This window comes from Mycobacterium europaeum (assembly GCF_034555895.2).
Lineage (GTDB): Bacteria > Actinomycetota > Actinomycetes > Mycobacteriales > Mycobacteriaceae > Mycobacterium > Mycobacterium europaeum.
The window spans coordinates 1,957,377-1,969,487 of sequence record NZ_CP157315.1 but is presented as its reverse complement, the minus strand read 5'-3'; the positions used below and the strand labels follow the sequence as shown (position 1 = coordinate 1,969,487).

The window sequence follows — 12,111 nt, the reverse complement described above, 5'->3', positions numbered from 1 at the left end:
CAGGAGGTATCGAGTGCTTTGCCTTGCCAGGCTTGCTGGGCAAGTGTGCCCGTCCGCGCGCACATCGGCTGCAAACTGCGCAAACATCCGCGCCATGCCCGACAACCTGGTCGCCCTCACCCGCGACCGGATCCGCCACCACCGCAACGACATTGAGATCGACGAACTCACCGACCCGCAATCAACGTCGGCCTTCCAGCTAATCGGCAGATGGAGCCACTCGACGCTGGAATTTAGGTAATTCAGCTGTCGTAACTCAGGTCCAAGCCCGTGTGCTGCTTGGCCGATAAGCCGCTGGCAGAGTGGACGAGCGATGGGCGATGGCGCCAACAGCCAAATCATTAGGCCTGCTCACACCCTCGGCCGGTTAGTTCGATGGCCTGGGCTGACTGGCTTCAGGGGACCGTTTGCGTTCTATCGGGTCTTGCCTCATGCACGGAATTCCGTGCTGCGGTTCGAGCGCGGCGAGCGTTGTCTGGCGTTAACATTGATTCGTCCTGAATGCGAGCGCGAGAAGCCTCGAGGCGGTTCATGCGCTTAAGGCATCCCACGGGGGAAAGGACGCGCGAAGCGTGACCGAGATGCGCGCGATTGTCAAGCAGGGGCGTTCGGTGCGGGCGTGCCGTGTGCCGGTGCCTGAACCGGGACCGGGCGAAGTCCTCATCCGTGTGGAGGCAGCGGGAATATGCCGCACCGACATCTACGTCGCTCAGGGAAAGCTCCCGTGCGCTGACCCCTTGATCCTCGGGCACGAGTTCGCAGGCGTCGTCGCCTCCTGCGGGTCGGACATCCACAGCTTCGCTCCTGGAGACCGGGTAGCCGCGATGCCGGTGATCCCGTGCGGAGCCTGCGTCCGATGCACAGGTGGGATGCCTGAATGCTGTCCTAACCACCAGTTCCTCGGGGTCAGCCGGCACGGAGCGTTCGCCGAATACGTTGCGGTACCTGCTCAGGTGGTGCATCAACTGCCGCCGTCGCTGTCTTTCAGGCAAGGCGCATACACCGAACCGGTATGCGCCTCCCTGGCCGTACTGAAAGCCAGCATTAAGCCGGGAGACAGCGGCCTGATCCACGGTGAAAACCGGATCGCGGAGCTGACAAAACGTGTGCTGTCGACCGCCGGCTTCCCAGCGGTCAGGACCCAACGGCTGGGGCAGTCATTGCCGCAAGAAACGGATGCGTACGACTTCATCATCGAGACTCAACCCAGCTCACCGGCCTTCGACGAAATGATCCGGGCCGTACGCCCCGGCGGCAGGATCATCCTCAAGAGCCGGCCCGCGGCCCCTGTGGCCATCGATCTAGCCGCAGCGGTGCGTAAGGAAGTGATATTCGAGTCGGTGTCGTATGGGACGTTCCCCGAATCCCTGGAATTCCTGACTCGTCACGATCTGGCCGACCTGCTAGGCCAGACCCATCCGTTAGAGGATTTCGTCGATATCTTCGCCACCGATCGCGCGGGCGAGAACCTCAAGAGCTTTCTGTCTCCCGGCGCAGGAGACGCTGACCCCGGTATCTCGACGCCGTCGACATTTACCAGCACCGACTCGGCGAAGCCAGGTATACCCGTAACCGCGCCTTGCGGATAGGCGGCTGTGCCGTTGCATCGAAGGCGAGTGCGCCCATGGGTGGCCGAACGGCGCTCTGGCCCTTGGAGTCGCCGGTCGATGCCAGCACAGATCAGCGAATCTGAGGCCGGTGAAACGTTCACCCTGATGGCGAGCGAAGGGTAGCGACAGTGCGCCCGATTGATGCCCGCCAGGGGTGCTCGCTTTACCCAGGCGACTCCGGCACGATGAGGATCGTGTCATCCGACTTCGCCGATGTGGACCGCAGCGGCGATCCTGACCGGCTGGTGTCCTTCTTGGATCGAATGGCCATCATCAGGGCGCCGACCAAAACAAAGCTCATCCAACTACTGGAAATTTCGGCAGGACAACGGATTCTCGACGTCGGCTGCGGCGCCGGCCACGACCTGGTAGCGATTGCCGAGACCGGCGGCCGCCCGATCGGTGTGGACCCGAGCAGACGCATGCTCGAAATCAGCGCCCGCCGCTGCCCGACCGCGTGGCTAGTCCAGGCCGACGGGACCTCGCTGCCGATCGCGGACGCCACAGTGGACGGATGTCGGATCGAGCGAGTGCTCGTTCATCTCAGTGACCCGGTTTCGGCGCTCGCCGAGGTGGGCCGCGTGTTGCGTCCCAACGCGCGCGCGGCCTTGTTCGAGCCGAGCCCCGCAACGCTTGCCGTTGAGGGCACCGCCGAGCCTGCAGCGGCGGCAATCGCTCGTAGTATCCAAGATTGCTATCGCCAGCCGCTGGCTGGGCAACTGCTTGAAAAGTGGTTGCGTGACAGTGGGTTCAGCTCCGTAAGCACCCGTCCGGAAACCCGCTTGTTTAACGACATCGAAGACCTGACCACGAGCATGAACATGGACGCCATCTGGCAGCATGCGATCGACACCGACCTGATCACGGCCACCGAGGTGCGCCAATGGCACGACGAGATGGTGCGCCGCTCCACGCACGGCGCGTTCGTCGCCTCAATGCGGGGAACGTTTGCTTACGCCCCTGACGAATCCAACCGTCAATACCGAGGCGAGACAGAATGCTGACTGAGTCCTCGGTCAGCCAAGCGACGTTCGATTAGCTGGCGAGTCCGAAGTACATTCCGCCCCAACAAAAGTAATTGCGTCTCAGCTCAGGAACGCGTTGAGTGCCGCGGCGAGGTCGGGGGACGCCGATGTGGCGAGGTTCTGGTAGCCGCCGCCGCTGAGTTGGGCGACCGCTTCCCAGGTGGCGCGGTCCGGGTCGGCGCCGAAGTCGATGACGTTCACCGCGATCGGTTTCGCCGGGTCCGCGCTCTTGCGGATGAAGTCCTGCAACCCGGGGCCGTCCAACGTCTGGTCGGTGTGCGGCCCCGCGGTGATGACCAATATCGAGTTGGTCTGCCCGGTACGGTAATGCGCCTGCACGTCCTGGTAGATCATCCGCAGCGTGGTGAACGATACCGCCCCGCCGGGCGACGAGTACTGCTTGTCCAACGCGGCCACCAGCGCCGCCGAGCGCGGCTGGCCACTGGGGGGATTGACGGGGTCGCCGAGCGGCCCACCGGGCACCTCGGACCGTCCCTCGTGGCCGTCGAACGTCCAGAGCCCGACCGTGGAGGTGGGCGGCAGCGCCTTGATCTTGTCCTGAAGCGCGGCGATCACGTTCGCCAGCCGGGTCTTCCCGCCCTCCTGGCCGGGCATCGACTGGTCCAGCATGATAGTCGCGGCGAGCCCGCTCGACGGGGCTGCCATCGCCTCGGCCAGCGTCGCGCGCGTCGCGTCGTCGCCCACCGACAGCGTCCCCGGCAGGGCGGGGAACGTGGTGACCGGGCTGCTCGGCGGTGTGACGCCATTGACCCGGAAGCCGGCCTTGGCCAGCTTGGCGAGTTGGCCGGGCTTGCGCATGAAACGGTCGAACTCGCTGGCCGCCGAGGTTTGCTCCTGCGTGAGCCACGAGCCGCTGAGCAGCACCGTGGGGTAGTCGGCGACCGGCGCCGGCCCGGGTGGCAACCAGGACGCCAAGGCGCCCTTGGCGTCTGGCAGCGACTGGCCGCGCTGGAACAGCTGCTGCTCGGTGGTGATCACCGCGTGTACCGGCGCGGTCGCCGGGTCACCGGGTTTGAGCAGCGTGTTCATCGCCTCCGTCAGCGAATTGTCCGCCAGCTTGGGTTGCCCGCTCAGCAGCGCACGCACCGCGCCGGTGCCCTGGGTCGCCGGGGCGCCGGCGGGTGCGGCCGCGGCCGCTACCGCTTCCCCAGCCAGGAACGCCGCGTCGCTGTTGCCGTTCATCGGTACGGCCAGCCGCAGCGAACCCCAGGCGGGCAGGTTCACGCCGGCCAACCCGTTCGGGTTGGTCTGCAGCCCGGGCAGCGCCGCCCACGTCTGGCTGCCCAGGGCCTGCTGGAGCTCCGGCCGGACGGCCAGCACCACCGGCGACGTCACCAGCGAACGGCTGTCGGTGATGGTCTTCTGCGCCGTGGCCCCGGCGAGCCGCGCGGCCGACACCGAGCTGCCCGGAATCCACAACGCCGGCTGCCCACCCAGCTCGGCGGGCCACTTGCCGATGAAGCCGTTCAGCACCGCGTCGGACCCCGCCGGTTTGACGCTGACCTCCATGCAGTGGTCCCCGATGGGACCGGCCGAGGAGTTGTAGCTTTCCGCGAACTGCCGCACCGAATCGGCGATGGACGGGTCGGCGATGACGGCGACGGTCTCCTTGCCGCCCACACAGCGTCCGGCAGCCTTGTGCGAGCGGTTGGACAGGGCGTCACCGATAAAGGTCCACAGGATCACGCCGCCGACCACCACAACGACGGCGACGAGGGAAACGATCACGCCGATGCTCACTCCGCGGCGCCCGCCCACGCTGCGATGGCCGCCGCGCCATTCGCCGAGCCCTCGGTGGCCGCGGCCGAACAGCGATGGCGACGCGGCGGGCGGCTCCGCGGCCGCCGGGCCCGGCTGCCGCGGCGGAAACTCCGGGTATTCGTCGGCGGTGTCATCCTCGAACGCGTCCTCGGCGTAGAGGTCTTCGCCCGCGGAGTAGTCGTCCGCCGTGAATTCCTCGTCGTCCGGGTGGTGGCCCTCGGCCGAGAAGTCGTCGGGGTGGTGGTCGCCGGTCTCGCCGCTTTCGTACGGCTGGTCGGCGGAGTCCTCAGGGTCGGGCAAACTGTGCCTACCCATAGCGGTGCCCGTCGCCTTTCCGTCGATCCATCCGACTTGTTGTCAACCCACCGCCGATCTTAGTCACCAGCTGCACCGATGCGTGGTGAGCCCGATTAAGGCACGAGCTCAATTTGATTGCGCCGCGCGGGCCTTAACCTCCCGCCGGCGGCGGTGCAGGATCGGCTCGGTGTAGCCGTTCGGCTGCTGCGTCCCGGTCAGGATGAGGTCCTGCGCGGCCAGGAACGCCAGGCTGTCATCGAAGTTGGGCGCCATCGGCAGGTAGGCCGCATCCTTGGCGTTCTGCTCGTCCACCAGCGGCGCCATCCGCTCCAGGCTGGCCCGCACGTCCTCCTCGGTGATCACGCCGTGGCGCAGCCAGTTGGCCAGCAGCTGGCTCGAGATCCGCAGCGTGGCACGGTCTTCCATCAGCGCCACGTCGTGGATGTCGGGCACCTTCGAGCAGCCGACACCCTGGGCGACCCAGCGCACCACGTAGCCGAGGATCGACTGGCAGTTGTTGTCGAGCTCCTCGCGGATCTCCTCGGGGGCCCAGGCCAGCTCCTTGGCCAGCGGGATGGTCAGCAGTTCGTCGATGGTGGTGCGCTTCTGGCCGGCCAACTCCTCCTGCACGGCGCCGACGTCGACGTAGTGGTAGTGCATCGCGTGCAGGGTGGCGGCCGTCGGTGAAGGCACCCAGGCGGTGGTGGCGCCGGCCTTGGGCTGGCCGATCTTCTGCTCCACCATGTCGGCCATCAGCTCGGTCATCGCCCACATGCCCTTGCCGATCTGCGCCTTGCCCTTGAAGCCGGCGGCCAGGCCGATGTCGACGTTGGCGTCCTCGTAGGCCTTGATCCAGGTGCTGTTCTTCATCGCACCCTTGCGGATCATCGGACCGGCCTCCATCGACGTGTGGATCTCGTCGCCGGTCCGGTCCAGGAAGCCGGTGTTGATGAACACGACGCGGTCGGCGGCGGCCTTGATGCACGCCTTGAGGTTGACGGTGGTACGCCGCTCCTCGTCCATGATGCCGACCTTGAGGGTGGCCTGGGGCAGGCCCAGGACATCTTCGACGCGGCTGAACAGCTCGCAGGTGTACGCGACCTCGTCGGGTCCGTGCATCTTGGGCTTGACGATGTAGATGGACCCGGTGCGGCTGTTGGTCAGCGGGCCGTTGGCGTCGCCGGTCTTGAGCCCGTGGATCGCGGTCAGCCCGGTGAACAGCGCGTCCATGATGCCCTCGAACACCTCGTTACCGTCAGCATCAACGATGGCGTCGTTGGTCATCAGATGACCCACGTTGCGGACGAACAGCAGGCTGCGACCCGGCAGGGTCAGCTGGCCCGCACCGTCGGGCGTGGTGTAGGTGCGGTCCTGGTTCAGCACGCGGGTGAAGGTCTTGCCGTCCTTGTCCACCTCTTCGGACAGCTCGCCCTTGTTCAGCCCGAGCCAGTTGCGGTAGCCCAGCACCTTGTCGTCGGCGTCGACGGCGGCCACCGAATCCTCGAAGTCCATGATCGTCGTGACGGCTGATTCCAGGACCACGTCCTTGATGCCGGCGCGGTCGGTCTTGCCGACCGGCGATTCGGGGTCGACGAGGATCTCGATGTGCAGGCCGTGATTGACCAGCAGCACCGACCAGTCGGGGGAGCCGAGCTCGCCGGTGTAGCCGGCGAACTTCTCCGGGCTGGCCAGGCCGACCGTCCCGTTGGCGGTCGCGACCTTCAGCTGGCCGTCGTCGACGGACAGCCCCGTCGCGTCGGCCCAGGAGCCGGATTCCAGCGGCACCGCCTGGTCCAGGAAGTGGCGCGCGTAGGCGATGACCTTGTCGCCGCGGACCTTGTTGTAGCTGGTGCCCTTCTCCGCACCATCGCTCTCGGGGATGACGTCGGTGCCGTACAGGGCGTCGTACAGCGAGCCCCAACGCGCGTTCGCCGCGTTCAGCGCGAACCGGGCGTTGAGCACCGGCACCACCAGCTGCGGACCCGCGGTCGTGGTGATCTCGTCGTCGACGCCCGAGGTCGTGATCGTGAAATCGTCGGGTTCGGGCAGCAGGTAACCGATGTCGGTGATGAACTGCCGGTACGCATCGACATCGAACGGCTCGATCACGCGCTGCCGGTGCCACTTGTCGATCTGGGCCTGCAGCTCGTCGCGGCGGTTGAGCAACTCCTGGTTCTTCGGCGTGAGGTCGGTGACGACCTTGTCGACGCCGGCCCAGAAGCTGTCCGGGTCGATATCGGTGCCGGGCAGGGCCTCGTTGTTCACGAAGTCGTAGAGCACTCTTGCGACGCGCAGGTTCCCCGCCGACACGCGATCAGTCATGATTCTCCTCCATAATGAAGCCTCTTCTGGCCGCCATTGGCCCGGAAGGGCAATGCCTTCAGCGTACCGAGCAGCAGCCCGGTGAGCGTATCCGCCCGACCCGCCGCACCAGGTCAGGCCGCGCTGACAGCTGAATCCATGCCACAGCGGCGAACCAGGGGATCGAATTCCAGCAACGCATCGGCACGCCGGGAATCCTTCACCTTCCAGCACTTTCTTGACTGGCACTTGACTGGCAGCCCCCGAGAATCATACGGGCTCAGCAATGCCCCACCCGGAGAGCGGTGGCCCTATGCGTCGCGCATCGTGCCGACGAGGTCTTCGACCAGGTCTTCCATCGCCACCATCGCGACCACGTCGCCGCCGGCGTCGGTCACCAGCGCCAGATGGCTGTTGCTGCGGCGCATCCGGGACAACGCGTCGGCCAGCGGCAGCGACCTGGGCAGCCGGGGAAGGGGACGCACCATCGCCAGGTCGATCACCGTGTGGGGGTCGTCGCCGAGGGTCAGCATGTCCTTGATGTGTAGGTAGCCGATGAAGTCGCCATTGGCATTCGCCACGGGGAATCGCGAGTAGCCGGTTTGGGCCAGGGCTTGCTCGACGGCGCCGACGGTCGGGCCGCTGCCCGGCGCGGCCACCGGCACCGCGTGGACGTCGGTGAGCGGGACGGCCACATCGCCGACCACCCGGGTGCGGATCTGCAGCGCCCGGGTCAGCCGGGTGTGTTCCTCGCGGTCCAGCAGGCCCTGGGACTCCGATTCGGCGATCATCTCGCTCAGCTCGACGGGGGAGACCGTGATCTCGAGCTCTTCCTTGGGTTCCACGCCCAGCGCCCGCACCACCACGCTCGCGCACTTGTTGTAGAACACGATGAACGGCCGGGCGGCCCGCACATAGGCCAGGTAGGGCGGCACCAGCAGCATCGCCGTCCGCTCGGGGCCGGCGAGCGCGATGTTCTTGGGCACCATCTCGCCGAGCAGCACGTGCAGCGTGACCACGATCGCCAACGCGATCGCGAACGACAACGTGTGCAGCAGCGCCGGCGGAATGCCGGTCAGGCCCAAGGCGGTGCGCAGCAGGCTGGAGACCGCCGACTCGCCGACGCGCCCGAGCAGCAGGGAGGCGGCCGTGACTCCGAGCTGGGCCCCGGCCAGCATGGCGGGAAGCTGCTCGCCGGCGCGCATGACGGTGACCGCCCGGGCCTTGCCCTGCTCGGCCAGCGCCTCGAGGCGGTCGCGCCGGGCCGAGATCAACGAGAACTCCGCCCCGACGAAGAAGGCGTTGACGCCGATCAGCAGGATCGCCAGGAACACCCCCATGGGATCGCTCACGGGTGCCCCGCTTTCGGGCCCTCGCCGTGACCATGCAGCTCGTTGAGCTCCAGCAGGTCGATCCGTCGACCGTCCATCCGGATCACGGTCGCTTGCCAGCGCAGCGAGCTGTCCAGCAGCCCGTCGGCGTCCAGCGCGGGCAACTTCACGGTCTCGCCGGCCGCCGGAATGTGGCCGAGTTCGCGCAGTGCCAGCCCGCCGATGGTCTCGTAGGGCCCCTCCGGGGCTCGGAAGCCGGTGGCGGCGGCCACCTCGTCGATGCGCAGCAGACCCGAGACGCGCCAGCCGGTGCCGGCCGCCACCACATCGGGGGTGGCGTCGTCGTGTTCGTCGCGGACGTCGCCGACGATCTCTTCGATCAGGTCCTCGACGGTCACCATGCCCGCGGTGCCGCCGTATTCGTCGACGACCATCGCGGTCTGCAGGCTGTTGGCGCGGATCTCGGCCATGACGGCGTCGCCGTCCAGCGTCGACGGCACCACCGGCACGGGCTGCGCCACCGTGGTCAGCGGCGTGCGCGCCCGCTCGGCCGCGGGGATGGCCAGCACCTGCTTGACGTGCGCGATGCCGACGGTCTCGTCGAGGTCGCCGTCGACGATCGGGAAGCGGGAGTATCCGGATTCGGCCGCGGCGGCCACCAGGTCGGCGACCGTGTCGTCGGTCTGCAGCGCCACGATCTTCGACCTGGGCGTCATCAGTTCCTCGGCGGTCAGGGCGCCGAATTGCAGCGAGCGCCGCACCAGCGACGCGGTGGCCGCATCCAGGGAGCCGCTGCGCGCGGACGAGCGCACCAACGAAATCAGTTCCTGCGGCGAGCGCGCCGACCGCAGCTCTTCGGCCGGCTCGACACCCAGCTGGCGCACGATCCAGTTCGCCGCACCGTTCGTCAGCCGGATCGCCGGGGTGAACAGCGTCGAGAACAGCACCTGGACGCCGACCACCGCCCGCGCGGTCGACAACGGCCGCGCGACGGCCAGGTACTTGGGGACCAGCTCGCCGAACACCATCGACACCGAGGTGACGACGACCAGCGCCAGGAACGCCATGATGGCGTCGGCCGCCCGCTCGGAGATCCCGATCGCGTCGAACCACGGGTGCGGCAGGTTGGCCAGCATCGGATCGGTCAGGTAACCGGCGGCCAGGGTGGTGGCGGAGATGCCGAGTTGAGCGCCGGACAGCTGAAACGACAACTTGTGGTGTGCGCGCCGGATCGCGCGGTCACGGCGTCCGCCGCCGCGGGCGTTGGCCTCCACGGCGCTGCGGTCCAGTGTCGTGAGCGAGAACTCGGCGGCGACGAAGATCGCGTTGCCGAAGATGAGCAGGGCGATGGCCACGACGCTGATCACGGTGACGGTGGCGTTCATGGATCACCGCCGCCCGCTGGGCGATTGCGGGGCCGGGGAAGGCTCCGCATCGGGCGCCGCGTCCGAGGACCGCCGCGCCCGAAAGCCCATGGCCTGCATGGGTGCCTGCGGCACGTCGATCCCTTCGCTGCCTGGAGCCGGTGCGGACGAGGTCGCCCCGGTCGTTGCTGATTCATCGTAGCCGGGTCGCCGGCGCACTCGGTCAACCACCGTTTTCGGGTTTGCCGTTGCCGGCCACCCGGTAGACCCGACTATGGGTTGCCTAACCTTATCCCATAGGCTGGGCAGACTATGGCGTCGAAAGCCCGATCCGAAACCCGATCAGCCCAGGCCCTTCCCCGCGAGCGCCTGGACCTCACCGAGGAGATCGCGCGCCTGGCGCGGCCGCCGCTTCCCGCGCTGGATCCGCCCTTCGCGCTGCGCGTCGCGCAGCGCACGGACGCGGGCACGGTGGCGGAATGGATGAACCGTCCGCACCTTGCGGCGGCCTGGGAATACGACTGGCCGACGCCCCGGTGGGAACGGCATCTGGGCGCGCAGCTCGACGGAACGTACTCGCTGCCGCTGCTGGGGAGCATCCGCGGCGGGGATTGTGCATACCTCGAAATATATTGGGGTGCAAAGGATCTGATTTCGGAGTACTACGACGCCGAACCCTACGACGTGGGGGTGCACGCCGCCATCGCCGACCCGGAACTGGTGAACCGGGGATTGGGCCTGATGCTCTTGCCGCGGATCGTCCACAGCGTCTTCTCCGTGGAGCCGCGATGCCGTCGGATCATGTTCGACCCCGATCACCGCAACACCGCGGCGCGCCGGGTGTGCGAGGACGTCGGATGCGCGTTTCTCGGCGAGCACGACACCACAAACCGGCGCATGTCGCTGTACGCCCTGGAACGCGCGGCCGCCGGCGCATGACCGCCGGGGCGGATCACCACCCCAGCGGCAGCGGATGGCCTTCGGCGAACCCCGCGGCCGACTGCACGCCGACGACGGCCCGCTCGTACAGGTCGGTGAGGTTGGCGGCGCCGACGTAGGTGCAGGTGCTACGCACACCCGAGGTGATGTGGTCGAGCAGATCCTCGACGCCGCCGCGGTCAGGGTCGAGGCCCATGCGCGACGTCGAAATGCCTTCCTCGAACAGCGCTTTGCGGGCGCGCTCGAACGCGGTATCGGCGGCGCTGCGGGCGACCACCGCGCGCTTGGAAGCCATGCCGTAGCTCTCCTTGTAGGGCTGGTCGTCGCGGTCGCGCATCAGGTCCCCGGGAGACTCGTAGGTCCCGGCGAACCACGACCCGATCATCACGTTGGACGCCCCGGCGACCAGCGCCAGCGCCACGTCGCGCGGATGCCGGACCCCGCCGTCGGCCCACACATGTCCACCCAATTCCCTTGCCGCCAAGGCACATTCGACCACCGCCGAGAACTGCGGGCGGCCCACGGCGGTCATCATCCGGGTGGTGCACATCGCCCCCGGGCCGACGCCGACCTTGACGATGTTCGCCCCGGCGCCGAGCAGATCGCGGGTGCCTTCGGCGGAGACGACGTTGCCGGCCACCAGCGGCAGCCCGAGTTCCAGCGCAGCGACCGTGCGGATCGCGTCGAGCGTCTTGACCTGGTGCCCGTGTGCGGTATCGATGACGAGAACGTCCACACCCGCCTCGGCCAGGGACCGCGCCCTGGCCCCCACATCGCCGTTGATGCCGACGGCCGCGCCCACCCGCAGCCGGCCGCGGGCGTCGACGGCCGGGGTGTAGAGCCCGGTCCGCACGGCGCCGGTGCGGGTCAGCACCCCCGCCAGCGTGCCGTCCGCGTTCGTCACCACCGCGACGCCGATGGGGGCGTGCTCGAGCAGATCGAAGACCTTGCGCGGCTCGGTGCCGACCGGGGCCGTCACGAAATCGGTGCTGGCGACGTCACGCACCCTGGCGAAGCGGTCCACGCCGAGACAGCTCGATTCGCTCACCAAGCCCATCGGTCGGCCCTCGAAGACGACGACGGCGACCCCGTGTGCGCGCTTGTGGATCAGCGCGGTGGCGTCGGACACCGAATCGTCGGGGCCCAGCACCACCGGGGTGTCGAGTACCAGGTCGCGGCTCTTGACGAACTCGACCGTCTGCTGCACCGCGGTGATCGGGATGTCCTGCGGCAGGACGACCAGCCCGCCCCGCCGTGCCACCGTTTCCGCCATCCGCCGCCCGGCCACCGCGGTCATGTTGGCGACGACCACCGGGATGGTGGTTCCCGAGCCGTCGGTGGTGGACAAGTCGACATCGAAGCGTGACGCGACCTCCGACCGGTTCGGCATGACGAAGACGTCGTTGTAGGTCAGGTCGTACCCGGGCCGATGCCCGTCGAGAAACCTCACGCCGTCCAGTCT

General features: G+C 67.9%; 9 protein-coding genes. 4 read left to right on the top strand and 5 right to left on the bottom strand.

The genetic code is table 11. The annotated features are described in order from the left end of the window. Nucleotides 1-94 precede the first annotated feature (94 nt). From U8D42_RS09280 to U8D42_RS09270, 3 genes are all read left to right on the top strand, one after another. Entirely contained in the window at nucleotides 95-241 is a 147-nt protein-coding gene (locus tag U8D42_RS09280) for a hypothetical protein (protein ID WP_322861439.1), read from the top strand. Between the two features lie 340 nt (nucleotides 242-581). After that, nucleotides 582-1,589, top strand: coding sequence for a zinc-dependent alcohol dehydrogenase (locus U8D42_RS09275; RefSeq protein WP_322861442.1), 1,008 nt, complete (start codon nucleotides 582-584; stop codon nucleotides 1,587-1,589). Nucleotides 1,590-1,804: 215 nt separating this feature from the next. Then, nucleotides 1,805-2,614: a methyltransferase domain-containing protein gene (locus tag U8D42_RS09270; RefSeq protein WP_322861438.1), complete on the top strand. Its 810-nt coding sequence runs from the start codon at nucleotides 1,805-1,807 to the stop codon at nucleotides 2,612-2,614. Between the two features lie 81 nt (nucleotides 2,615-2,695). Here U8D42_RS09270 and U8D42_RS09265 read toward each other — a convergent pair whose 3' ends face one another. The 4 genes from U8D42_RS09265 to U8D42_RS09250 form a co-directional block, all read right to left on the bottom strand. After that, a complete protein-coding gene (locus tag U8D42_RS09265; RefSeq protein WP_322861437.1) occupies nucleotides 2,696-4,732 on the bottom strand; it encodes a hypothetical protein in 2,037 nt (678 codons plus the stop codon). Between the two features lie 108 nt (nucleotides 4,733-4,840). Beyond that, nucleotides 4,841-7,036: a malate synthase G gene (locus U8D42_RS09260; protein ID WP_322861436.1), complete on the bottom strand. Its 2,196-nt coding sequence runs from the start codon at nucleotides 7,034-7,036 to the stop codon at nucleotides 4,841-4,843. 290 nt (nucleotides 7,037-7,326) lie between these two features. Continuing rightward, nucleotides 7,327-8,355: a hemolysin family protein gene (locus U8D42_RS09255; protein WP_322861441.1), complete on the bottom strand. Its 1,029-nt coding sequence runs from the start codon at nucleotides 8,353-8,355 to the stop codon at nucleotides 7,327-7,329. 8 nt (nucleotides 8,356-8,363) lie between these two features. Continuing rightward, nucleotides 8,364-9,731 (bottom strand): hemolysin family protein, encoded by a 1,368-nt coding sequence (locus U8D42_RS09250; protein ID WP_322861435.1) that lies wholly within the window; start codon nucleotides 9,729-9,731, stop codon nucleotides 8,364-8,366. Between the two features lie 291 nt (nucleotides 9,732-10,022). On the opposite strand from U8D42_RS09250, the gene U8D42_RS09245 reads away from it, so the two are divergent. After that, on the top strand, nucleotides 10,023-10,649 hold the full coding sequence (locus tag U8D42_RS09245) for a GNAT family N-acetyltransferase (RefSeq protein ID WP_322861434.1): 627 nt from the start codon (nucleotides 10,023-10,025) through the stop codon (nucleotides 10,647-10,649). Between the two features lie 13 nt (nucleotides 10,650-10,662). Here U8D42_RS09245 and U8D42_RS09240 read toward each other — a convergent pair whose 3' ends face one another. Further along, nucleotides 10,663-12,039, bottom strand: a complete 1,377-nt coding sequence (locus U8D42_RS09240) for a GuaB1 family IMP dehydrogenase-related protein (protein ID WP_348636966.1) — start codon at nucleotides 12,037-12,039, stop codon at nucleotides 10,663-10,665. Nucleotides 12,040-12,111 lie beyond the last annotated feature (72 nt).